Source organism: Janthinobacterium sp. BJB401, assembly GCF_013372745.1.
Taxonomy (GTDB): Bacteria; Pseudomonadota; Gammaproteobacteria; order Burkholderiales; family Burkholderiaceae_D; genus Janthinobacterium; species Janthinobacterium rivuli.
In genome coordinates, this window is sequence record NZ_JABXFH010000002.1 from 67,451 (window position 1) to 90,839 (window position 23,389).

The 23,389-nt window shown below is 59.7% G+C and carries 17 protein-coding genes; 8 read left to right on the forward strand and 9 right to left on the reverse strand.

Annotation, left to right across the window (positions count from 1 at the left end; all coding sequences use genetic code 11):
- Positions 1–194 precede the first annotated feature (194 nt).
- From rplJ to HWE17_RS02025, 5 genes are all read left to right on the forward strand, one after another.
- Entirely contained in the window at positions 195–734 is a 540-nt protein-coding gene (rplJ, locus tag HWE17_RS02005; protein ID WP_034753621.1) for a 50S ribosomal protein L10, read from the forward strand.
- Between the two features lie 67 nt (positions 735–801).
- Positions 802–1,173, forward strand: coding sequence for a 50S ribosomal protein L7/L12 (gene rplL / locus HWE17_RS02010; protein WP_034753136.1), 372 nt, complete (start codon positions 802–804; stop codon positions 1,171–1,173).
- Positions 1,174–1,417: 244 nt separating this feature from the next.
- The gene (gene rpoB, locus HWE17_RS02015) at positions 1,418–5,524 is read left to right on the forward strand and encodes a DNA-directed RNA polymerase subunit beta (RefSeq protein ID WP_099401261.1); all 4,107 of its coding nucleotides are present in this window, start codon (positions 1,418–1,420) and stop codon (positions 5,522–5,524) included.
- Between the two features lie 109 nt (positions 5,525–5,633).
- Positions 5,634–9,875 (forward strand): DNA-directed RNA polymerase subunit beta', encoded by a 4,242-nt coding sequence (gene rpoC, locus HWE17_RS02020; RefSeq protein WP_034753138.1) that lies wholly within the window; start codon positions 5,634–5,636, stop codon positions 9,873–9,875.
- Between the two features lie 49 nt (positions 9,876–9,924).
- The gene (locus HWE17_RS02025) at positions 9,925–10,089 is read left to right on the forward strand and encodes a hypothetical protein (RefSeq protein WP_176387660.1); all 165 of its coding nucleotides are present in this window, start codon (positions 9,925–9,927) and stop codon (positions 10,087–10,089) included.
- A 510-nt stretch (positions 10,090–10,599) separates the two neighbouring features.
- On the opposite strand, the gene HWE17_RS02030 is transcribed toward HWE17_RS02025, so the two are convergent.
- Positions 10,600–11,469, reverse strand: coding sequence for a hypothetical protein (locus HWE17_RS02030; RefSeq protein WP_176387627.1), 870 nt, complete (start codon positions 11,467–11,469; stop codon positions 10,600–10,602).
- Positions 11,470–11,481: 12 nt separating this feature from the next.
- On the opposite strand from HWE17_RS02030, the gene HWE17_RS02035 reads away from it, so the two are divergent.
- Together HWE17_RS02035 and HWE17_RS02040 are read left to right on the forward strand one after the other, a co-directional pair.
- Positions 11,482–12,021 (forward strand): ArsR family transcriptional regulator, encoded by a 540-nt coding sequence (locus tag HWE17_RS02035; protein ID WP_255206090.1) that lies wholly within the window; start codon positions 11,482–11,484, stop codon positions 12,019–12,021.
- A 76-nt stretch (positions 12,022–12,097) separates the two neighbouring features.
- Positions 12,098–12,937, forward strand: coding sequence for an HDOD domain-containing protein (locus HWE17_RS02040; protein ID WP_035828534.1), 840 nt, complete (start codon positions 12,098–12,100; stop codon positions 12,935–12,937).
- Positions 12,938–13,008: 71 nt separating this feature from the next.
- Here the strand turns inward: HWE17_RS02040 and HWE17_RS02045 are convergent, their stop codons facing one another.
- The 6 genes from HWE17_RS02045 to HWE17_RS02070 form a co-directional block, all read right to left on the reverse strand.
- Complete coding sequence (locus HWE17_RS02045) at positions 13,009–14,184, reverse strand: zinc-dependent alcohol dehydrogenase (RefSeq protein WP_176387661.1); 1,176 nt, start codon at positions 14,182–14,184, stop codon at positions 13,009–13,011.
- On the reverse strand, positions 14,181–15,278 hold the full coding sequence (locus HWE17_RS02050) for an SRPBCC family protein (protein WP_176387662.1): 1,098 nt from the start codon (positions 15,276–15,278) through the stop codon (positions 14,181–14,183). The genes HWE17_RS02045 and HWE17_RS02050 overlap by 4 nt, the downstream gene beginning before the upstream one ends.
- 157 nt (positions 15,279–15,435) lie before the next feature.
- Positions 15,436–17,247, reverse strand: coding sequence for a DUF885 family protein (locus HWE17_RS02055; protein WP_099401266.1), 1,812 nt, complete (start codon positions 17,245–17,247; stop codon positions 15,436–15,438).
- A gap of 134 nt (positions 17,248–17,381) precedes the next feature.
- Positions 17,382–18,479 (reverse strand): M48 family metallopeptidase, encoded by a 1,098-nt coding sequence (locus tag HWE17_RS02060; RefSeq protein WP_176387663.1) that lies wholly within the window; start codon positions 18,477–18,479, stop codon positions 17,382–17,384.
- Positions 18,476–19,642: an HPP family protein gene (locus HWE17_RS02065; RefSeq protein ID WP_176387664.1), complete on the reverse strand. Its 1,167-nt coding sequence runs from the start codon at positions 19,640–19,642 to the stop codon at positions 18,476–18,478. The genes HWE17_RS02060 and HWE17_RS02065 overlap by 4 nt, the downstream gene beginning before the upstream one ends.
- Before the next feature lie 80 nt (positions 19,643–19,722).
- The gene (locus HWE17_RS02070; protein WP_235211849.1) at positions 19,723–20,013 is read right to left on the reverse strand and encodes a DUF3349 domain-containing protein; all 291 of its coding nucleotides are present in this window, start codon (positions 20,011–20,013) and stop codon (positions 19,723–19,725) included.
- A 165-nt stretch (positions 20,014–20,178) separates the two neighbouring features.
- Between HWE17_RS02070 and HWE17_RS02075 the strand changes: the two genes are divergently transcribed.
- The gene (locus tag HWE17_RS02075) at positions 20,179–20,679 is read left to right on the forward strand and encodes a co-chaperone YbbN (RefSeq protein ID WP_035823964.1); all 501 of its coding nucleotides are present in this window, start codon (positions 20,179–20,181) and stop codon (positions 20,677–20,679) included.
- Between the two features lie 6 nt (positions 20,680–20,685).
- Here the strand turns inward: HWE17_RS02075 and HWE17_RS02080 are convergent, their stop codons facing one another.
- Complete coding sequence (locus HWE17_RS02080; RefSeq protein ID WP_176387665.1) at positions 20,686–22,662, reverse strand: methyl-accepting chemotaxis protein; 1,977 nt, start codon at positions 22,660–22,662, stop codon at positions 20,686–20,688.
- Between the two features lie 197 nt (positions 22,663–22,859).
- Positions 22,860–23,357, reverse strand: a complete 498-nt coding sequence (locus HWE17_RS02085; RefSeq protein ID WP_035823969.1) for an Lrp/AsnC family transcriptional regulator — start codon at positions 23,355–23,357, stop codon at positions 22,860–22,862.
- Positions 23,358–23,389: the final 32 nt, after the last annotated feature.

Below are 23,389 nucleotides of genomic sequence, written 5' to 3' on the forward strand. Positions count from 1 at the left end.
AAGGTTAATAGGCTTGCCGGCAACGGCAAGTGCCCAACGCAGATGGTGTACCCGAACAAGTTTTGTAGTCCTCATGCTGCGTGAATCCATCCGCTCAGTTTAGTACTTCTTGACTTCGGACGCCGTGTTCGAACCGATGCAAGGCGCTCAACCACTCGGTTGTGATTGCCGAACATCATTTAAGGAGGTTGACCGTGAGTCTCAATCTGAATGACAAAAAGGCCGTCGTCGCCGAAGTTTCCGCACAAGTAGCAAATGCGCAAACGATCGTCGTGGCCGAATATCGTGGCATCCAGGTTGGTCACTTGACGCAACTGCGTGCTAAAGCGCGTGCCCAAGGCGTGTACCTGCGTGTGTTGAAAAACACTCTGGCTCGTCGCTCCGTTGAAGGTACCGCATTCGCCAGCCTGGCAGATGCCATGACCGGCCCGTTGATCTACTCGATCTCGGCCGATGCCGTTGCAGCAGCTAAAGTCATCGCTGACTTCGCTAAAACCAACGACAAACTGGTCATCAAAGCAGGTAACTACGCAGGCAAGCCGCTGGATACAGCTGCTGTCACCGCGTTGGCGAGCATTCCTAGCCGTGAAGTCCTCATTTCGCAGTTGTTGGGCGTTATGCTGGCTCCGGTTTCGGGCTTTGCACGTGGTCTGGCTGCCCTGGCAGCGAAAAAAGGCGAAGGCGCCGAAGCTCCTGCAGAAGCAGCAGCAGAAGAAGCCCCAGCAGCCGCTTAATTGCGCGCGCTTTTTTCTCTCAGTACCAATCTGATGTAACTAACGTAATAAATTTAGGAGTTTCAAAATGGCAATTAGCAAAGACGATATCCTGGAAGCAGTTAGCGCCATGTCCGTAATGGACCTGAACGACCTGGTTAAAGCATTCGAAGAAAAATTCGGCGTGTCCGCAGCAGCAATGGCTTCGGCCGGTCCTGCAGCAGGCCCAGCAGCAGCTGCTGAAGAACAAACCGAATTCAACGTCATCCTTGACACCTTCGGCGCAAACAAAGTTGGCGTTATTAAAGCAGTTCGCGAAATCACCGGCCTGGGCTTGAAAGAAGCTAAAGACCTGGTCGATGGCGCACCAAAAACTGTGAAAGAAGCAGTGTCGAAAGCTGACGCTGAAGCAGCACAGAAGAAACTGGTAGAAGCCGGCGCAACCGCTTCGATCAAGTAATATCTGTACCGGCGGCAGTTAGCGCCCGAGTCAAAGTCTGAGGTTTCCCCTCGCAAGGGGGGAAATCCGACTTTGGCTCCTTTGTCGTCTGCATCGTATTTGTCATGTAGTTGTAGCAGCAGTTTTTATTCGATTCAAGCCGGAAAGCAGAGCCTTGAGGTTTCGTCTGTGTCACACGCAGCGGTGCAAACGAACACTTGCAAAACCTGAATTTTCTATCCTTTCTGTCACTCACGGAGTGTCCATGCACTACTCATTTACTGAGAAGAAACGCATTCGCAAATCATTCGCGAAGCGCGCCAACGTTCACCACGTTCCGTTCCTGCTGGCGACCCAGCTCGAGTCTTATCATAGCTTCTTGCAAGAGGACATAGCACCGTCCGGCCGCAAGAATGATGGCCTGCAGTCGGCTTTCACTTCGATTTTCCCTATCGTGTCGCACAATGGTTTTGCGCGTCTCGAATTCTTGTCGTACGTTCTGGGCGATCCTGCCTTTGACGTCAAAGAATGTCAACAACGTGGCCTGACGTTCGCGTCGCCGCTGCGCGCGAAAGTGCGCCTGGTGATCCTGGACAAGGAATCGCCAACCAAGCCCGTCGTCAAAGAGATGAAGGAACAGGAAGTCTACATGGGCGAATTGCCGCTCATGACGACCACCGGTTCGTTTGTTATCAACGGCACGGAGCGGGTTATCGTTTCCCAGCTGCACCGTTCGCCTGGCGTGTTCTTCGAGCACGACCGCGGCAAGACCCACTCGTCCGGTAAACTGCTGTTCTCCGCGCGTATCATTCCTTACCGCGGTTCGTGGCTGGACTTCGAGTTCGACCCGAAAGACATCCTGTTCTTCCGCGTCGACCGCCGCCGCAAGATGCCAGTAACGATCCTGCTCAAAGCCATCGGCATGTCGCATGAGCAAATCCTGGCGAACTTCTTCGTCTTCGACAATTTCAACCTGCGCTCCGAAGGCGCGGAAATGGAATTCGTCTCCGAGCGTCTGCGCGGCGAAGTGGCGCGTTTCGACATCGTCGACAAGTCGGGCAAGACCCTGGTGCTGAAAGACAAGCGTATCAACGCGAAACACGTGCGTGATATCGAAGCTGCCGGCATCAAGCACATTTCCGTACCGGAAGACTACCTGCTGGGCCGCGTATTGGCGAAGAACATCGTCGATGGCGATACCGGTGAAGTCGTCGCTTCCGCGAACGATGAGCTGACCGAAGATCTGTTGGGCCGCCTGCGCGACGCCAACATTTCCGAAATCCAGACTTTGTACACGAACGACCTGGATCAGGGCGCCTACATCTCGCAAACCCTGCGTATCGACGACACCGCCGATCAGATGGCTGCGAAAGTGGCGATCTACCGCATGATGCGTCCAGGCGAACCGCCAACGGAAGACTCCGTTGAAGCGCTGTTCAATGGCCTGTTCTACAACTCGGACCGCTACGACCTGTCGGCCGTGGGCCGCATGAAGTTCAACCGCCGCATTGGCCGCGATGAACTGACCGGCGCCATGACCCTGTCGAACGAAGACGTGTTGGCCGTGATCAAGATCCTGGTGGAACTGCGCAATGGCCGCGGCGAAGTCGACGATATCGATCACCTGGGTAACCGTCGCGTACGTTGCGTGGGCGAACTGGCCGAAAATCAATTCCGCGCCGGCCTGGTGCGTGTTGAGCGCGCCGTCAAGGAACGCCTCGGCCAAGCCGAAGCGGACAACCTGATGCCGCACGACCTGATCAACTCGAAGCCGATTTCGGCCGCGATTCGCGAGTTCTTCGGTTCGTCCCAGCTGTCGCAGTTTATGGACCAAACCAATCCTCTGTCGGAAATTACCCACAAGCGCCGCGTATCGGCTCTGGGACCCGGCGGTCTGACACGCGAACGCGCCGGCTTTGAAGTGCGCGACGTGCATCCGACCCACTACGGCCGCGTCTGCCCGATCGAGACACCGGAAGGTCCGAACATTGGTCTGATCAACTCGCTGGCTCTGTATGCCCGCCTGAATGAATACGGCTTCCTGGAAACCCCGTACCGCAAGGTCGAAGGCTCCAAGATTACCGATCAGATCGACTACCTGTCCGCCATCGAAGAAGGCCGCTACATCATCGCTCAGGCGAATGCGACCATCAACGACGAAGGCATGCTGTCCGATGAACTGGTCTCGGCCCGTGAAGCCGGCGAAACCATCCTGGTCTCCCCAGAGCGCATCCAGTACATGGACGTGGCGCCTGGTCAGATCGTTTCCGTCGCTGCCTCGCTGATTCCGTTCCTCGAACACGATGATGCAAACCGTGCATTGATGGGCGCCAACATGCAACGCCAGGCTGTGCCTTGCTTGCGTCCGGAAAAAGCGCTGGTCGGTACCGGTATCGAACGCACCGTTGCGGTCGACTCGGGCACCACCGTGCAAGCGCTGCGTGGCGGTATCGTCGATTACATCGATGCGGGCCGTGTTGTGATTCGCGTCAACGATGACGAAGCGACCGCTGGTGAAGTGGGCGTCGACATCTACAACCTGATCAAGTACACCCGTTCGAACCAGAACACCAACATCAATCAGCGTCCTATCGTGCAAGTGGGCGACCGTGTTGCCAAGCGCGACGTGATCGCCGACGGCGCATCGACCGACCTGGGTGAATTGGCGCTGGGCCAGAACATGACCGTGGCCTTCATGCCATGGAATGGTCTGAACTTCGAAGATTCGATCCTGATCTCGGAAAACGTCGTCAAGGACGACCGCTACACCTCGATTCACATCGAAGAGTTGTCGGTTGTTGCTCGTGACACGAAACTGGGCGCGGAAGAAATTACGCGCGACATCTCGAACCTGGCTGAAAACCAGCTGGCTCGTCTGGATGAATCCGGTATCGTCTACATCGGCGCGGAAGTACAAGCCGGCGACACCCTGGTTGGTAAAGTGACGCCGAAAGGCGAAACCCAGCTGACCCCGGAAGAGAAGCTGCTGCGCGCGATTTTCGGCGAAAAAGCTTCGGACGTGAAAGACACGTCGCTGCGCGTGCCTTCGGGCATGATCGGTACCGTGATCGACGTGCAAGTCTTCACCCGTGAAGGCATCGTGCGCGACAAGCGTGCCCAGCAAATTATCGATGACGAACTGAAACGCTTCCGTCTGGATCTGAACGACCAGATGCGTATCGTTGAAGGCGATGCCTTCCAGCGTCTGGAAAAAATGCTGATCGGCAAAGTTGTCAACGGCGGCCCTAAAAAGCTGGCCAAAGGCGCCAAGATCACCAAGGATTACCTGGCCGATCTGGACAAATACCACTGGTTCGACATCCGCCCTGCGGACGACGATGCAGCGGTAGCGCTGGAAGCGATCAAGGAATCGATCAACGAGAAGCGTCACCAGTTCGATCTGGCCTTCGAAGAGAAGCGCAAGAAACTGACGCAAGGCGATGAGCTGCAACCAGGCGTGCAAAAAATGGTCAAGGTGTACCTGGCCGTGAAACGCCGCCTGCAGTCGGGCGACAAGATGGCAGGTCGCCACGGTAACAAGGGTGTGGTTTCCCGTATTGTTCCTGTGGAAGACATGCCATACATGGCCGACGGCACGCCAGCCGACGTTGTGCTGAACCCGCTGGGCGTTCCTTCGCGGATGAACGTTGGTCAGATTCTCGAGACGCACTTGGGCTGGGCTGCCAAGGGTCTGGGTATCCGCATCGGCGAAATGCTGAAGGCGCAAACCAAGGTCGAACAAGTGCGCAAGTACCTGACGACGATCTACAACGACAATGGCCGCGCGGAAGATCTGGATAACTTCGACGACGAAGAGATCATGAAGCTGGCGGAAAACCTGAAAAAAGGTGTTCCATTCGCCACGCCAGTGTTCGACGGCGCCAATGAAGAAGAGATCCGCCGCATGCTGGACCTGGCGTATCCGGACGACATCGCCAAGAACCTGGGCATGACCGCTTCGAAAAACCAGGTGACCATGTATGACGGTCGCACCGGTGAAGCGTTCGAGCGCAAGGTCACTGTCGGCGTCATGCACATGCTGAAACTGCATCACTTGGTCGATGACAAGATGCATGCGCGTTCGACCGGTCCTTACTCGCTGGTGACGCAACAGCCACTGGGCGGTAAAGCCCAGTTCGGTGGTCAGCGTTTCGGTGAGATGGAAGTCTGGGCACTGGAAGCGTATGGCGCGTCGTATGTCTTGCAAGAGATGTTGACCGTCAAGTCCGATGACGTGAATGGCCGTACCAAAGTGTACGAGAACCTCGTCAAGGGCGACCACGTGATCGACGCCGGCATGCCGGAATCGTTCAACGTGCTGGTCAAGGAAATCCGTTCGCTGGGTATCGATATCGACCTCGAACGCAACTAAACGACAGCACCCTGTCATTTGGTTTGGGAAACACAAAGCCCGGCTGGGAAACCACGCCGGGCAATGTAGTCTCAGGAATATAGAAATTTAATCACCTCTGGAGTGATACATGAAAGCACTGCTCGATCTATTCAAGCAAGTACAGACCAACGAGACCTTCGATGCAATCAAGATCGGTCTCGCTTCGCCTGAGAAAATCCGTTCGTGGTCCTACGGCGAAGTCAAGAAGCCGGAAACCATCAACTACCGTACCTTCAAGCCTGAGCGCGACGGCCTGTTCTGCGCCAAGATCTTTGGCCCGATCAAGGATTACGAATGCCTGTGCGGCAAGTACAAGCGCCTGAAACACCGCGGCGTGATATGCGAAAAGTGCGGCGTCGAAGTCACCTTGGCCAAAGTGCGCCGCGAGCGCATGGGCCACATCGAGCTGGCCTCGCCTACCGCGCACATCTGGTTCCTGAAGTCGCTGCCGTCGCGTCTGGGCATGGTCCTGGACATGACCCTGCGGGACATCGAACGCGTGCTGTACTTTGAAGCATACGTCGTGACCGATCCAGGCATGACCCCGCTGAAGAAGTGCCAGATCATGTCGGAAGACGACTACGCCGCCAAGTACGAAGAGTACGGCGACGACTTCACCGCCTTCATGGGCGCCGAAGGTATCCGTGAACTGCTGCGCTCGATCGACATCCACCGCGATGCCGAAACCCTGCGCGTGGAACTGAAGGAATCGAAATCCGAAGCCAAGATCAAGAAATACGCCAAGCGCCTGAAAGTGCTGGAAGCGTTCCAGCGTTCGGGCATCAAGCCTGACTGGATGATCATGGAAGTGCTGCCAGTGCTGCCGCCAGAACTGCGTCCGCTGGTACCGCTGGACGGTGGCCGTTTCGCGACCTCGGATCTGAACGATCTGTATCGCCGCGTCATCAACCGTAACAACCGTCTGAAACGCCTGATGGAGCTGCGCGCTCCAGAGATCATCACGCGCAACGAAAAGCGCATGCTGCAAGAAGCGGTCGATTCGCTGCTGGACAATGGCCGTCGCGGCAAAGCGATGACCGGCGCCAACAAGCGTCCGCTGAAGTCGCTGGCAGAGATGATCAAAGGTAAAGGCGGCCGTTTCCGTCAAAACTTGCTGGGCAAACGCGTCGATTACTCCGGTCGTTCGGTCATCGTCGTGGGCCCGCAATTGAAACTGCATCAGTGCGGCTTGCCGAAACTGATGGCGCTGGAACTGTTCAAACCATTCATTTTCAATAAACTGGAACTGATGGGTCTGGCTACCACGATCAAGGCCGCGAAAAAGCTGGTCGAGATTCAAGAGCCGGTCGTGTGGGACATCCTGGAAGACGTGATCCGTGAACATCCGATCATGTTGAACCGCGCACCTACGCTGCACCGTCTGGGTATCCAGGCGTTCGAGCCAGTCCTGATTGAAGGCAAGGCCATCCAGCTGCACCCGCTCGTCTGCGCCGCATTCAACGCCGACTTTGACGGTGACCAAATGGCGGTCCACGTTCCTCTGTCGATCGAAGCGCAGATGGAAGCACGCACCCTGATGCTGGCATCGAACAACATCCTGTTCCCATCGAACGGCGAACCATCGATCGTTCCTTCCCAGGATATCGTGCTGGGTCTGTACTACGCGACCCGCGAAGCGATCAATGCGAAGAACGAAGGGATGATGTTCCCTGACGTGTCGGAAGTGATCCGCGCCTACGACAACAAGGAAGTCGAACTGACGACCCGCGTTACCGTGCGTATTACCGAATACCCGAAAAACGCCGAAACGGGCGAATTCGAGAAAACGGTTACCCGCTACGAAACGACGATTGGCCGTGCGATCCTGTCGGAAATTCTGCCGAAAGGCCTGCCGTTCTCCGTCCTGAACCGCGCGCTGAAAAAGAAAGAAATTTCCAAGCTGATCAACACGTCGTTCCGCAAGTGCGGCCTGCGCGCCACCGTGGTGTTCGCAGACAAACTGATGCAATCGGGTTTCCGCCTGGCGACACGCGCCGGTATCTCGATCTGCGTCGACGACATGCTGGTACCGCCGCAAAAAGTGACCCTGATCGCGACGGCCGAATCGGAAGTCAAGCAGATCGAACAGCAATACGCCTCGGGTCTCGTGACCGCCGGCGAGCGTTACAACAAGGTAGTCGATATCTGGGGCAAAACCTCGGATGAAGTCGGCAAGGCCATGATGGACCAGCTCAAAGTCGAAGACGTGATCCGCCGCGACGGCACCAAGTCGACGCAAGAATCGTTCAACGCCATTTACATGATGGCCGACTCCGGCGCGCGCGGTTCCGCAGCCCAGATTCGCCAGTTGGCCGGTATGCGTGGTCTGATGGCCAAACCGGATGGCTCGATTATCGAAACGCCGATTACCGCGAACTTCCGCGAAGGTCTGAACGTTTTGCAGTACTTCATTTCGACCCACGGCGCTCGTAAAGGTCTGGCCGATACGGCGCTGAAAACGGCTAACTCCGGTTACCTGACGCGTCGTCTGGTTGACGTGACGCAAGACTTGGTGGTGATCGAGGACGATTGCGGCACCATGAACGGCGCCGTCATGAAGGCACTGGTCGAAGGTGGTGAAGTCATCGAACCGTTGCGTGACCGTATCCTCGGCCGCGTGGTGGTGCATGACGTCGTCAATCCTGAAACCCAGGAAACGCTGTACGAAGCCGGCACCCTGATGGACGAAGACATGGTCGAAGAGATCGAGCGTCTGTCCATCGATGAAGTCAAGGTCCGCACGCCACTGACTTGCGACACGCGCTTCGGCCTGTGCGCCAAGTGCTATGGCCGCGATCTGGGCCGCGGCATGCTGGTCAACGCCGGCGAAGCCGTCGGTGTGGTGGCAGCGCAGTCGATTGGTGAGCCTGGTACCCAGCTGACCATGCGTACGTTCCACATTGGTGGTGCGGCATCGCGTGCAGCAGTGGCATCGTCGGTGGAAGCCAAGTCGAACGGTACCATCCGCTTCACGGCAACCATGCGTTACGTGACGAACGGCAAGGGCGCGCAAATCGTCATTTCCCGTTCCGGCGAAGTGCTGATCACCGATGACCATGGCCGTGAGCGTGAGCGTCATAAAGTACCGTACGGTGCGACCCTGATCGTCAAGGACGGCATGGTCATCAAGGCCGGTACGGCCCTGGCAACGTGGGATCCGCTGACCCGTCCGATCATTACCGAATACGCCGGTCAAGTGCGTTTCGAGAACGTCGAAGAAGGCGTCACCGTTGCCCGTCAGGTCGATGAAGTGACCGGTCTGTCCACCCTGGTGGCGATCGATGCGAAACGTCGCGGTTCGTTGACGAAAACGTTGCGTCCGCAAGTCAAGCTGATCAACGACGCGAACGAAGAAGTCAAGATCGCCGGCACCGAACACTCGGTGGCGATCGGCTTCCAGGTCGGCGCGCTGATCATGGTCAAGGACGGTCAACAGGTATCGGTTGGTGAAGTGCTGGCACGTATTCCTACCGAATCGCAAAAAACGCGCGATATTACCGGTGGTCTGCCGCGCGTTGCGGAACTGTTCGAAGCGCGCTCGCCGAAAGATGCCGGTATGCTGGCGGAAGTCACGGGTACGGTTGCGTTCGGTAAAGAAACCAAGGGCAAGCAGCGTCTGGAAATCACGGACATGGACGGCAACAAGCATGAGTTCTTGATCACCAAGGACAAACAAGTGCTGGTGCATGACGGCCAAGTCGTGAACAAGGGCGAGATGATCGTGGACGGCCCGGCCGATCCGCAAGACATCCTGCGCCTGCTGGGTATCGAAGCGCTGGCACGTTACATCGTTGACGAAGTGCAAGACGTGTACCGTCTGCAAGGCGTGAAGATCAATGACAAGCACATCGAAGTGATCGTGCGTCAGATGCTGCGCCGTGTTCAGATCGTCAATGCCGGCGACACCAACTACATCGTTGGCGAGCAGGTAGAGCGTTCGGAACTGCTGGACGAGAACGATCGCATGGCCGTTGAGAACAAGATTCCAGCGACCTACGAAAACGTCTTGTTGGGTATTACCAAGGCATCGCTGTCGACCGATTCGTTCATCTCGGCCGCATCGTTCCAGGAAACCACCCGCGTGCTGACCGAAGCGGCGATCATGGGCAAGCGCGATGGTCTGCGCGGCCTGAAAGAGAACGTCATCGTCGGCCGTCTGATTCCTGGCGGTACGGGCCTGGCCTTCCACCGCGCACGCAAAGAGAAAGAAGCGTGGGAAGTGGAAGAGCGTCAAGCACTGCTGCTGGCCGAGAAAGCCTCGATGGCTGGCGAAGCTGCCGAAGCGCTGCAGGACATCGAAACCCAGCAACACCACGGCGACGAAGCGTAATCTACGCTGCTAGCTGACAAGAACGGCACCTTCGGGTGCCGTTTTTTTTATGTCCGTTACTGCGGCCTTCCACCGCGCACGCAAAGAGAAAGAAGCGTGGGAAGTGGAAGAGCGTCAAGCACTGCTGCTGACCGATAAAGCCACTCTGGCCGGTGAAACCACCGACGACCTGCTGGCCATCGAAACCCAGCAACACCACGGCGACGAAGCGTAATCTACGCTGCTAGCTGACAAAAAACGGCACTTTCGGGTGCCGTTTTTTTATGTCCGTTACTGCGGCCTTCCACCGCGCACGCAAAGAAAAGAAGCGTGGGAAGTGGAAGAGCGTCAAGCACTGCTGCTGACTGATAAAGCCACCCTGGCCGGGGAAACTACCGACGATCTTTTGGCTATCGAAACCCGGCAACACACGACGAAGCGTCATCTTTATCAAGCAGCGTACAATTTATAGTTAATTGCAATCGCATGGATGTCGTCCGCTTTATTTTCCTGGGAATTTTTAATCATTTAATTGATGGAAATTTCAGGTAATAGAAAAGATTTATTGCGTATGCCATTCAACGGTCATTCATTAATTATTTAACTTATTAAATATATGCATCTGCGCTGTTCGCTGATAAGAACGGCACCAGGGAGAAATTCCTGGTGCCGTTCTTTTATGTCCATGACTGCGGCCTTCCAGCGCACACGCAAACAGGACGCCGCACCCAGGGACGCTATGGCGTCAGCAAGTCTGCAGTATTGACCGGCACTCTTTTTTGCTGGCATCGTAAAACACATAGACGGCGGCGTCGTCATGAAAACAGCCGTCCACCGGGAGTTGCCCCAGAAATACCAGCGGACCGTCCGCCTCGATGGGCCAGCTCGGCGCTTGCAGCCAGCGGGGCGGCTTCTTCGCATAGCGAAATAACGCGAGCAATTGCGCCCGCAGCCACTGCGTCCGTTCACTTTTTTTCGCATGCGGCGGTGCCTTGTCCAGCAGTGCCGCCACATAGGCCAGATCCACATCCAGCCACTTCGGTTGCGCCGCCAGCAAAAGCGCGTGCAGCTGGCCAGGCTTTTCCGAGACGCATAGCGGAATGCCGGCGGCGTGCAAAAACTCGGCCAGGGCGCCCTGCGCGTTCAGCACATCCGCCGGATTGTGCAGGTCGAGCGATATCAGATAGTGATACAGCGTGTGCCCCGCATGCGCATACCTGGGCGCCGGCTGCGCCGACAACAGGCGCTCTGTTTCTGCGTCTTCATATAAAAGGTGTTCAAAGGCCGCCGTATCAAGCTGTCCTCCGACAAACCCGACCACGCTGCTGGTGGTTGATGACATACAAGTGTTCCCCTGAAAGTATGGTTCATTGGCAACTGCGAGTGTGAGAGGGCACGCCGTTTTCCGATCGATCGGCAGTGCGCAACCATGGCGATTATGCACGATGCCGTCCTGCCGGCACACTCTGTTGTCGCATAGCAAAAGCACGCATGCCACGCCAATTTTCGGCGTGCTCATGCTAATATCTGGCACATGATTGCCCAAGCCCTGTTTACTCCCGCCCAGCAGAAACTGCTGGGACTGCTCTTTGTCCGCGTGAATGAAGGTTTTCACTTGAACGAGATCATGCGCTTGACGGGATTGGGCAGCGCGTCGGCGCAGCGCGAATTGCGTCGCCTGCATGATTCCGGGCTGATCACGTCGGAGCGGATCGGCAATGTGCGGCGCTTCTGGCCCAACAAGGAAAGCCTCGTGTATCCGGAATTGAGCGGACTGGTGCAGAAAACCTTCGGCATCGTCGGCGTGCTCAGCATGACCCTGGCTCCCTTGCGTGCGCAGTTGCACCTGGCATTCGTGTCGGGCGCCACGGCGAAGGGGCAGGACATGCCTGGCAGTGCCATCGATTTGCTGCTGGTGGGCGAAGAAGCCAATTATGGCGATCTGTTGACGGGATTGGCCCCGGCCGAGCGAACCTTAAGGCGTAAAATCAATCCCAACCTATATACGCTGGCCGATTATCGCCGGCGGCTGCGCGAAGGCCAGCCATTTCTGCTGCAGGTATTACAGCAGCCGAAGTTGTTTGTGATCGGCGATGAAACGCTATTGCATGCGCTGGCATTGCCTGATTCTTCATTACAAGCGAATGACATGCCATCTGTATTCTAAAGGCCGGGCCTGGCATTCAATTTCCGATGCATGAAATTGTTGGCCAGAATAATATCTGAGGCGGATTGATCGTATGATGAATAAACTACAGGCTTTCGGTTTAATTGTTTCCCAGGCGGTGCGCGGAGAATTAACATTTCCCACGAGTGTTAATTCCGCATTGCAATTGCAATTGGCCCTGGCTGAACCGGACTGCCATATCGACCATGCGATCAAGCTGGTATTGGCCGAGCCCTTGCTGGCGGCGCGCACGGTCGCGCTGGCCAACTCGGCCGTGTACAGCCGCGGCGATGCGGCGCCTGTGACCAGCGTGCGCGCCGCCGTCATGCGCATGGGTTACCGCAATCTGTACGCGCTGGTGGCGGCCATGGTGGTGCGCCAGTTCGGCAGCAAGATCATCGATCCCGTCTTGCGCCAGAAGGCGACCCAGTTGTGGGAGCACACGGCCCATGTGGCGGCGCTGGCGCACGTGCTGGCCCGCCGCGTGACGCACGTCGATGCCGACACGGCGCTGTTCGCCGGCATCGTGCATGAGGTGGGCGGCTTTTACCTGCTGTCGCGCGCCGATGAATTCCCCGGCCTGCTCGACGACGATGCCGATCACTGGATGGAATCGGCCGAAGAAATCATTTCCCGCGAAGTCATGAAGAAGCTCTTGATCCCGCGAGCCGTCAGCGAAGCCATCGAAGGCTTGCGCGATGGCTTGCTATCGATCCCGCCCGACTCCCTGCTCGACACCTTATTGTTGGCCAAACAACTGTCGCCCGTGCAGTCGCCCTTGCAGGTGACGTACGTGGAAATGCTCACACCCTCCGATTCCGTCATCGATTTCATTATCGATAACGAAACCCTGCAAAGCATCCTGGCCGAGTCAAACGAGGAAGTGCGTTCGATGAGCGCCGCGCTGCTCGTCTGAGCTCGTCTGAGATCAGCGCATTGCTCGTCTGCCCCGGCCGCGTTGCCTGCCAGCGTGTCTGCCAGCGCCGATCAGGGGCCGGGATGCAGCACCACCTTGATGCATTGCTCCTGTTTCTTCTGGAAGATCTCGTAGCCATGCGGCGCTTCGTCCAGGGTCAAGTGGTGGGAAATGATGGCGCCGGGATCGAGTTCGCCCCGTTGTATCCGTTCCAGCAGCGGCTGCATGTAGCGCTGCACGTGTGTCTGCCCCGTCTTGATGGTCAATGAACGGTTCATGATGGAGCCAAACGGGATCTTGTCGCTGAAGCCGCCATATGCGCCCGGTACCGAGACGACGCCGCCATTGCGGCATGCCATCAAGGCTTCGCGCAGGGCCGTGGGACGGTCCGATTCCAGTTTCATCGTCTGCTTGAGGCGGTCGTAGATATAGCTGATGCCGGAACCGTGCGCTTCCATGCCGACGGCATCGATACAGGCATCGGGTCCCCGTCCTCCCGTTATTTCACGCAGGGCATCGGGCACGTCCACCGCATCGAAATGCAGGGTTTCCGCACCGGACAGTTCGCGCGCCATGCGCAGGCGTTCCGGGTAATGGTCGATGGCGATGACGCGTTCGGCACCGAGCAGGAGAGCGCTCTGGATGGCGAACTGTCCCACCGGGCCGCAACCCCACACGGCCACCACCTGTCCTGGCGTGATGGCGCAGGCTTCGGCCGCCATGTAGCCGGTCGGCAGTATGTCCGAGAGGAACAGCACCTGTTCATCCTTGAGCTCGTCCGGCACCTTGATGGGGCCGACGTCGGCAAACGGCACGCGCACATATTCGGCCTGGCCGCCCGCGTAGCCGCCCGTCAAATGGGAATAACCAAAGATGCCCGCGCCCGAGTGGCCCCACATCTTTTCTGCCATGTAGGCATTGGGATTGGAATTCTCGCACACCGAGTACAGCTGTTGTTCGCAAAAGAAGCAGCGTCCGCAGGCAATGGGAAACGGCACCACTACCCGATCTCCTACCTTGAGCTTGCGTACCGCGGAGCCCGTTTCCACCACTTCGCCCATGAACTCATGGCCGAGGATGTCGCCCTGCTCCATACTGGGCACGACGCCATTGTAGAGGTGCAAGTCGGAGCCGCAGATGGCCGTGGAACTGACTTTGATGATGGCGTCGCCGGGATTGAGGATGGCGGGATCGGGCACCTGTTCGATCCGTACGTCGCGCTTGCCGTGCCAGCAATTGGCTTTCATGACACACCTCCGTTTGCTTGCGGCCGAGGGGCCAGTGCCGTGCCGCCAGCCTTGTGCAGCAAGCGCGTCTTGAAACTGCGCTTGCCCGACGGCTGGCCCTCGGTGGTGCTGACCTCGCCCGTTTCCATCCACTGCTTGAAGCGGCGCAAGGTGGTTTCGATCTGGTAGGCGGGCGCCTGGCTGAACAGGCCGGCCACGGCAGTGCCCACCTTGCCGGCCGGCGGCTGCATGTGCAGCTGCATGGTCACCACGGTGCCGCGTCCGTCGGGTGCGGGCGACAGTTCCAGCGCTCCTGTTTCCGCATGGTTTTCCGCCGCGCGCCAGCGCATGCCCTGGCCTGGACGCTCTTGCGTCAGTTCGCCTATCCATACGCCTTCGACGCTGTTCCAGCGCGAGCGGTGCGCATCGATTACCTGCACCGATTGCAGGCCCGGCATGAAGCGGGGCAAGTTTTCCAGGTCGCGCCAGGCGCGGTAGCAATCGTCGGCGGAACGGTTGACGATGACGCTCTTTTGCAGCGCCAGTCCCGCTTCGCCGGGGGCGGGCAATTCGCTCAACTTGCGCGGCGCCAGTTGTGCGCTGGCGATATAGTCGATGGCCGTCACGCCCGCCACCACGGCTGCCGTCGCCGCCAGCCGCGTGCGCGCATTGCGCCGGCTGGCCATGGCCACACCCAGCAGCGACAGGTCCATGGCGTCGCCGGCGATGCGCGACCAGCGCCATGCCGGCCGGGTTTCTCCGCGCAGCAAGGCCACGCCGCAAGCCATTTCGCGCAAGCCGATGGCGCGTATCCAGAAGGACGAGACGCCGCGCAAGCCGCTGGCCCGCGCCAGGCCCTGCGGCGCCACTAACTGGGCCAGGCCCAGGCCGATGCTGAGCCAGCCAAGTGCCCTGATCATGGCATGGTTGCCGTGCGCGGTAGCGTCGGGAATGTGCCGCTGCAGCCGTCCATCGGCCTGGCCGCGCGTGCTCGTGTAATGAAGAATGGCGTCATGGCCATGGGCCGATGCGCCAGCATCATCGGGTATCTCCATTGACGCTTGCCATGCGTGCGGCCTGGCCGTGGCGCCATCGCTAATGTCTTCGTTTTGCATGCTGCCTCCCTTCTATGTATGGGAATTAGGCAGCATGGTCTGGTACGCGTTCCGGCAGGCGTGCGCGAGATGCGCTGGAACTGCGCCAGATCAAATATCGGCACGAAAAAAACGGCAGCCCGGACTGGCGCTGCCGCTATTGCGGGAGGGGCTTAATTTACTTCTGCTGGGCGATCCACCGGTCGACCTTGGCTTCCAGCAGTTTCAGGGGCAGGGTGCCGTCGCTCAGCACGACTTCGTGGAACTTCGGCAGGCTGAACTTGTCGCCCAGCGCCTGCTGCGCGCGCTGGCGCAGTTCGACGATTTTCAGCGAACCGATCTTGTAGCCCAGCGCCTGGCCCGGCCAGGCCATGTAGCGTTCCGTCTCGCTTTTCGCCACGGCGTCATAGCCGAGGGTGTCGCGCATGTACTTGATCGTCTGTTCGCGCGTCCAGCCCTTGGTGTGCAAGCCCGTGTCGACCACCAAGCGCACGGCGCGCAGCATCTCGTCATTCAAGTGGCCGAAATACTGGGCCGGATCCTCGAACAGGCCCATTTCCTTGCCCAGGGTTTCCGCATACAGGGCCCAGCCTTCCGTGAAGGCATTGTTGCCGCCGAAACGGCGGAAGTTCGGCAAGTCCATCTCTTGCACCAGCGCCAGATGGAAATGGTGGCCCGGTTTACCTTCGTGCAGGAACAGGGTGGTCATGCCCGTGTCGCCATACAGTTTCGGATCCGTGACGACGGACCAGAATACGCCGGGGCGCGAACCATCGGCGGCCGGCGCCGTGTAGTGGTCGGCGGCCGTGTCGCGGCTCAGTTCAGGTTCCAGGCGCAAGTCCAGCGGCGCCTTCGGCACCAGGGTGAACAGGGCTGGCAATTTGCTGTCCAGCAGCACGTTCAGCTTGCGATAGACGTCGAGCACTTCCTGTTCCGTCTTGAACGGGCGGAATTTTTCCTGCTGCGACACCCACACGGGCAGGCCGGCGGCCGGGCCGTTGTAGCCCATCTTCGGGCCCACGATCGCATATTGTTCCTGGATGCGCGCCACTTCCTTCAGGCCGATGGCGTGGATCTGCTCCGGTTTCAGATCCGTCGTGGTGCTGCTGGCCACGCGCGCCTGGTACCAGGCAGCCCCATCGGGCAGGGCGCTCCAGCCGCTGCTCGCGCGGCTGGCTGGCAGGTAATCGCGTTCCATGAAGGTGGACAGGCGCTGCAGCGCAGGCATCAGCTTGGCTTCGATGATGACGGTGTAGGTTTGCGTCAGGCGCGCCTTGTCCGCGGCGGAAAAGCTGGCCGGCAAGTTCTTGATGGGCGTGTAATAGACGCTGTCTTGCGGCGTGGCGCTGACGAGTTTCTTGAATTGCGGCAGGGCCGATTCCGTCAGCGCCTTCGGCAGCACGATGCCTTTTTGCATGCCGACGCGCATATTGGAGATGGCCTGGTCTATCCAGCCCGGCAACTGGCCGATACGGCTCAGGTAAGCGTCATACTCCTTGACGGTGGTCAAAGGCTGCGATGCCTCGCCACCCGCATAATTGGCCAGGGTGACGGGCATGCTGTCCATCTGGTTCAAGGGCAGCAGGTATTCGGGGAAGCGCTCGAAGCTCAGCGCCGTGGCCAGTTCATAGTCGAGGATATCGTAGTTGATCTGGTCCTGGTGCGACAGCTGCGCGCGGGCAATGCTGCGCAGCGTCTTCTGGTACTGGCGGTACAGCGCGAACTGTTTGGCGCGCGCGGCGGGCACGATGGCTGAACCGAGCTGGTCGTCAAAACGGTTGTCGCCGCTCTCGGTGGCGTTGATCGGCTCGAAACGGGCCAGCGCATCGTAGTACTGATCGGCCACGACCTGCAACCGCTGCTTGGCTTGCGGCGCGCTGACGGCCACGCTTTTGGCTGCGGACTGGGCCGCTTGCGCCATGGGCGCATGGGCGAGCAACAGAGAGATGGCCAGGGTGCCGAGGGTGCCGGCGGCAAAACGATGCTTCATGCGCGAAGTCCTTTGTAAGGAGGGTATGAACGGAGGCGTTGTGGGTCGGGGTGGCCGGTCGCGATGGAGCAGCCGGGGCGTAAGCATACGCCATTGCCCAGTACGTTTGGATAAATTGTACGAGGGGAATGTTGCTATTTTGCCGTAGGCGGCAAGGCCGCTTTCATCGCTTGCCAGTGGCTGCTGGTCAAGGGCAGGCAGGCGGGGCAGGGCGTGGCGGCGATCAGGCTGCGGATCTGCTGCGCGCGCGCCGCCGTTTGCGGGTGCGAAGAAATCCAGTCGGGCACCTTGGCCTTGTCCTTGTCATCGAGCTTCTGGAAAAAGCTGAGCATGCCATCGGGACGGATGTGTGCGCGCTGCAAGGCGAGCAAACCGCGGCGGTCCGCCTCTTCTTCCATGTCGCGGCTGAAATACAGGGTGCCGGCCTGGTGCGCCAGCATGGCGGCCACGGCGCTGATGTCGCCGATGGTCACGCCCACGAGGGCACCCCAGCCCAGGCTGCTGATCATTTGCCGCAGCGAATGGCGCTGCTCCACGTGCTGCACTTCATGCGCCAGCACGCCGGCCAGTTCGCTCGGATCGGCTGCCTGACGCAGCAAGCCTGTATGCACGACGATGATGCCGCCGGGCATGGCAAACGCGTTGACCGTGTCGTCGTTCTTGATCAGCCAGCGGTATTGGTAGCGCGAACCGGCCGTCAGCTTGCGGCCGATCTCCTGCACCGTCTGCTGCGCCACACCGCTTTCGCTGATGCCGCCTTGCGCGCGCACTTGCGACAGGGCCAGTTCGCCCAGCTGTTTTTCCGTCGACAAAGGGATTAATCCTGCCAACGCGCCGATGGCATGGCCGCCTTGCCACCACAGCAGGGCGGCCGCGACGACGGTCGCGCCCGTCAAGCCGGCCAGCCAGCCCGATACTTGTCGCCGGTTGCGCTGGCGCTCGCCCCACAGGCGTTGCAGTTGCGGCTGCAGCGCGGCCGGCGCTTCGCGCAAGACGATGGCGATGTCGCTCGCGGTCAGCGGTTTCAGCGACGCTTGCCGGCCTTGGTCGTCGAGCCAGTTCAGGAACAGTTCCGGTCCGTCGACACCGCCCACGCTGACGACCAGCTGCGCCACGTCGACGTTATAGCCGGGCGCATCGATGGCCAACTGCGCACCGAAAAAATGCGCGCTGACGGCCGTGCCGGCCGGGCCGCCATCGGGGCCGGTCAGCAGCGCCTGGAATGGCGTCATGCGGCGGCCTCGGCAAAGCGGCTTTCGTACAGGGCCGCCATCAGGTCGGATTGGCTGATGATGCCGGCCAGGCGTTCTTCATCGTCGAGGATGGGAATATGGTGGTAGCCGGCGTCGGCCATCAGGGGGACCAAATCGATGATGGGCGTGCCCAGGCGGGCCGTGTGCGGCGACGGCGTCATCAGCTGGCCCACCACTTCCGGCTTGTCGCTATGGGACAGGCCGCTGCGCTGCAGCAGGCCGCGCAGGCGCTGGCGCATGCCTTGATAATCGTCGAGGCCGCCATGGCGCAGGAAATCCGTCTGCGTGATGATGCCGATGACGCGGCGCGCGCGGTTCAGCACGGGCAGGGCGCCCACCTGGTGCTCGCGCATGGTGCGCCAGGCCACATCGAGCGGCGTGCCGAATTCCACGCTGAGCACGTCTTTCGACATGATGTCGGCGCAGGTGACGACGCCGAAGCGGCGCTGGTAGGCGCGCATTTCCGTTTGCAGGAAGATCGCTTGCAAATCATCGCGGCTGATGTCGAGCACTTCGCTGTGCTGGCGCAGGACGGCATCGAGGTCGTCCGGCGAAAAGCCCAGGCGGTTGCTGGGCACGTCATCCTTGGTGGCGTGCGGATGCGGCGCCACCAGCTGCTGGATGTGCGGGTAGCGGCGTCCCGTCAGGTTGTTGTACAGCACGGCGCAAGCGACCAGCACGGCGGAATTGAACAGCACGGTAATGAAGACGAATTCAAAGCCGGCCGCATGCACGCTGGCGCCGCCAACGACGGTGGTGAGCGCCACGGCGCCGCCCGGTGGATGCAAACAGCGCAGGGCAAACATGGCGCCGATGGCCAGGCAGGCGGCCAGCGCCGCCACGCCCACGCTCGATCCCAGCCATTTCACGCAGGCCATGCCGACCAGGCCGGAGACGACGTTGCCGCCCACCACGGACCACGGTTGTGCCAGCGGGCTGGCCGGCAGGCAGAACAGCAGCACGGCCGAAGCGCCCATGGGCGCGATCAGGTAGACGCTGGCACTGTCGGGGGCCAGCAGGAAATGGCAGATCAGGCCCGTCAGCAGCAAGCCGCAGATGGCGCCCGCGCAGGCGCGTAATTGTTCGCGGCGGCTGCCGTTGTTCGGTTGCGGCAGCCAGCGTGCCAGGAAAGAAGTCGTCATGGGGGAGGGCGCGTTCGGGCCGCGTTGCTCAGTCTGAGCCCAATATTATCCCATGCGTTCCATTTCGCTGCCTGCGGGCATTAATCCTCGGCGCAGACGGCATGCAGGCCGTGTTGTTCCAGCAAGCTCCTGGCAGCTGCCACGGCGGACGGCGCCGGCTTGCTGCTGGCGCAGGCATAGATGTCATTGAGGACCGTCGCCGCATCCTTGTGCGTGACAGCGGCCATCAGCTCGGCCAGGTTGCGGTCGGAAAAGTGTTCGTACAGCAGGGCCAGCACGGGGAAATACGCCGTGTCTGGCATGCCGCCGGGATAGGCGCTGCGCAGCATGCGCGCGGCGCCGGACAAGGTCGGGGGCAGGGTATCTGGCATGCTCAAGCGGCTACTCCTTGTTGGCGCTGATACGTGCTTATATGTTTTCCGCATAAGCACAGTGCAATTAAATGGTGGATATTTCCTACAGGTACGCATATTCTAGACAATCACACTAGCTGACAGCTGTTCAGCTGGTCCCAACGATTTCTCTCAGGAGCCCGCATGCGCTTTTCTATTTTCCTTGCCAGCCTGCTGCTTGCCGGCACCGCCATTGCCGCTGCCCCAACGCCGAGCAACCCTGTCGCCACGCCGCATTTGCCGTACAACGCGGCAGCCGACGCCAAGGCCGACGTGGCCCGCGCGCTGGCCGAAGCGAAGGCGGCCCACGTGCCTGTCTTGCTGATCTTTGGCGCCAACTGGTGCGAGGATTGCCGCGCGCTCGACAAGGCATTGAAGGAAGGCAAGAACGCCGAGTTGATGCAGCAGCAGTTCAAGGTCGTCAAGGTCGACGTGGGTAACTTCGACCATAACCTGGACGTGGCGCACGCCTATGGCAATCCGCTCAAGAAAGGCATCCCGGCTGCCGTGCTCGTCTCGAGCGATAATAATCAAGTGCTGTACGCCACCAAGGGCGGCGAACTGGCGAATGCCCGCCGCATGAGCGAGAGCGGCATTTATGATTTCTTCAAACAAGCGGCCAGCGTGAAAGCGCCGGCGATTTAATCCCCTTTAAAACTCTTCCCACGCATCGCTGGCCGGCGCTGCCGGGCGCGATGGCGTGGGCAGTCTGGGCTGGTGCGCCGGCTGCCGAGGCTGGGGCTGCGCCGCATGCCCGGATTCTTCCAGCTTGAAGACGCTGACCACGTGCGCCAGCCGGCCTGCCTGGTCTTGCAAGGACTGGGCCGCCGCCGCCGCTTCTTCCACCAGGGCCGCGTTTTGCTGGGTGGCATCATCCATTTGCGTCACTGTGGCATTGACTTGCGCGATACCCTGGCTTTGCTCCTGGCTGGCCGAAGCGATCTCTCCCATCAGATCGGCGACTCTTTGCACGGAGACAACGATGTCCTGCATGGTGGCACCGGCCGAGTCGACCAGCTTGCTGCCCGCTTCCACCTTGCTGCCCGAATCGACGATCAAATCCTTGATTTCCTTGGCCGCCTGGCTTGACCTCTGTGCCAGATTGCGCACCTCGGTGGCCACCACGGCAAAGCCGCGGCCCTGTTCGCCCGCGCGGGCCGCCTCGACGGCAGCGTTCAGGGCGAGGATATTGGTTTGAAAGGCAATGCCGTCGATCACGCCGATAATATCGGCGATCTTGCGTGAACTTTCCGTAATCGCGCCCATCGTCTGCACCACTTGTCCCACCACTTCACCACCCTTGACGGCGTGGCTCGAGGCTGACACCACCAGCTGATTGGCCTGGCGCGCATTGTCCGCGTTCTGTTTCACGGTCGACGTCAGTTCTTCCATGGCCGCCGCCGTCTCTTCCAGGCTCGACGCCTGGGCTTCCGTGCGCGCCGACAAGTCCAGGTTGCCCGACGCGATCTGGCTCGATGCGCTCGCAATGGAGCCCGTACTGTCGCGAACTTCGCGTATCGTCACGTTCAGCGACGCGACGAAGCGGTTGAAGGCGGCAGCCAGCGCGCCGACCTCGTCTTCCGATTCAACGGGCATGCGGCGGCTCAGGTCGCCATTGCCGCTGGCGATTTCGCTGAGCATGTCGGCCGCCCGCGCGACGGGGCCGGCAATGGCGCGGCTGATGACATAAATGATGAGCAGGGCGATGCCGCCACCGACGAGGCCGGCGATCAGGGCGGCGATCAGGGCCGAACGCGTGACGTTGCCCAACACTTCCGCTTCCGGCACTTCGGCCATCACATACAGATTCAATTCCGGCACGAAAGAGGCGGCCACGAGCTGCTTGCCGGCCGGCGCCGCATAACTGGCATAGGCGTATTTGTTGCCGGTCAGCAGAGTCTTGCTCAATGCTTCATTGAAACCGGGCAAGTCTTTCAATTGATGCTTGCCGTCGGCCAGGGCGGGATCGCGGTGGATCAGCAGGTTGCCGTCGGCGCGTACCAGGTAAACATGGCCCGTCTGGCCGACCTTGTAGCTACGGATGGTCTCGGCCATGGCGTCGACGCTCAGGCCCATGCCGGCAATGACGGCCTTGCCGCCGGCCGTCTGGCCCCGTGCGTTCAGGAACAGCATGAAACTGCCCGAGGCCGGATCGCGGTCCAGATTGATCGTGTGCTGTTTGTTTTCATCGAGCATGCTGAAGAACCAGTGATCGGCTGGCAGCTGCTTGTCCAGCGTACGGATCAGGCCCGCATCGGTCATGTACCTGGACGCCGCTTGTGAACTCCAGCTGACGACGGCCGCCTTGTTTTTTTCCTTGAGCATGCGGGCATAGCGCTGGAACGTGACCAGGCCGTTTTCCGCCAGGTCCGCATCTTCCCAGTCTTGCAGGAAGACATCATTGGCCATCGTCTGCACCACCGATAGCGGCTGGCTGATCTGGCGCAGCACGTCGTTGCGGATCTCGCCCACCTGGGCCGGCAGTTCCTGGCCGACGACGCGTTCGCGCACATAGTCGCTGCTCATGCGCACGCTGAGGAAAGAGGAAATGCCCATGAACAGCAGCAAGCATAAGCCCATGCTGAACATCAATTTTTTCTGAATGGAGAGGTGACGAAGCAGATGCATGGACGACCCTGGGAATGGGCCCGCGCGCCTGGCAGAGGGTGCCGGACATGCACAGGCAAGTGCGCAGTATAGCGACCGATAGGGTGGCGATATGGGGAGAATGCCGTATTTAATTGATGAGCGTTGCTGTGCGGCAACGATTGCAGGATATTAACATGCGCAACTTTCATGCGCATCCGTACTGCGCGGAAAAACGTTCAGGCAGGCAAGCCGTGAGCGATCAATTCCAGCGGCAATTCCGTGCTGCACTTGATTTGTTCCATGGAGAAGGCGGACGACACGCCCGTCAATTGCACGGCCTTGATGAGCTTTTTATAAAACGTGTCGTAGCCCTTGATGTCGGTGGTGACGACTTTCAGCAGGTAGTCGATGTCGCCGCTCATGCGGTGAAATTCCTGTACCTCGGGCAAGACGATGACGGCGGCGGCGAAGCGGCGCAGCCATTTTTCATCGTGCTGTCCCGTGCGCACGCTGACGAAGACGGTCACGGGCAAGCCCACTTTTTGCCGGTTGACGATGGCCACGCGGCTCTCGATATAGCCCTCTTCCTCCAGGCGCTTGACCCGCTTCCAGCACGGCGTGCTGGACAAGCCGATCTTCTCGCTGAGGGCGGCGATCGACAAGGTGCCGTCCTGCTGCAGGGCGGCGAGGATGGCGCAGTCGAATTTGTCGAGCTGAGTACTTGGTGAATTCATTTTGTTATTCCGTATTTTGTGGCATAAACATG

Excerpts from the sequence above, each read along its gene's own strand:
- rplL (WP_034753136.1), top strand. The coding sequence starts at position 802 with ATGGCAATTAGCAAAGACGATATCCTGGAAGCAGTTAGCGCCATGTCC.
- rpoB (WP_099401261.1), top strand. The coding sequence starts at position 1,418 with ATGCACTACTCATTTACTGAGAAGAAACGCATTCGCAAATCATTCGCG.
- rpoC (WP_034753138.1), top strand. The coding sequence starts at position 5,634 with ATGAAAGCACTGCTCGATCTATTCAAGCAAGTACAGACCAACGAGACC.
- HWE17_RS02025 (WP_176387660.1), top strand. The coding sequence starts at position 9,925 with ATGTCCGTTACTGCGGCCTTCCACCGCGCACGCAAAGAGAAAGAAGCG.
- HWE17_RS02035 (WP_255206090.1), top strand. The coding sequence starts at position 11,482 with ATGCGCTTGACGGGATTGGGCAGCGCGTCGGCGCAGCGCGAATTGCGT.
- HWE17_RS02040 (WP_035828534.1), top strand. The coding sequence starts at position 12,098 with ATGAATAAACTACAGGCTTTCGGTTTAATTGTTTCCCAGGCGGTGCGC.
- HWE17_RS02045 (WP_176387661.1), bottom strand. The coding sequence starts at position 14,184 with ATGAAAGCCAATTGCTGGCACGGCAAGCGCGACGTACGGATCGAACAG.
- HWE17_RS02050 (WP_176387662.1), bottom strand. The coding sequence starts at position 15,278 with ATGCAAAACGAAGACATTAGCGATGGCGCCACGGCCAGGCCGCACGCA.
- HWE17_RS02055 (WP_099401266.1), bottom strand. The coding sequence starts at position 17,247 with ATGAAGCATCGTTTTGCCGCCGGCACCCTCGGCACCCTGGCCATCTCT.
- HWE17_RS02060 (WP_176387663.1), bottom strand. The coding sequence starts at position 18,479 with ATGACGCCATTCCAGGCGCTGCTGACCGGCCCCGATGGCGGCCCGGCC.
- HWE17_RS02065 (WP_176387664.1), bottom strand. The coding sequence starts at position 19,642 with ATGACGACTTCTTTCCTGGCACGCTGGCTGCCGCAACCGAACAACGGC.
- HWE17_RS02070 (WP_235211849.1), bottom strand. The coding sequence starts at position 20,013 with ATGCCAGATACCCTGCCCCCGACCTTGTCCGGCGCCGCGCGCATGCTG.
- HWE17_RS02075 (WP_035823964.1), top strand. The coding sequence starts at position 20,179 with ATGCGCTTTTCTATTTTCCTTGCCAGCCTGCTGCTTGCCGGCACCGCC.
- HWE17_RS02080 (WP_176387665.1), bottom strand. The coding sequence starts at position 22,662 with ATGCATCTGCTTCGTCACCTCTCCATTCAGAAAAAATTGATGTTCAGC.
- HWE17_RS02085 (WP_035823969.1), bottom strand. The coding sequence starts at position 23,357 with ATGAATTCACCAAGTACTCAGCTCGACAAATTCGACTGCGCCATCCTC.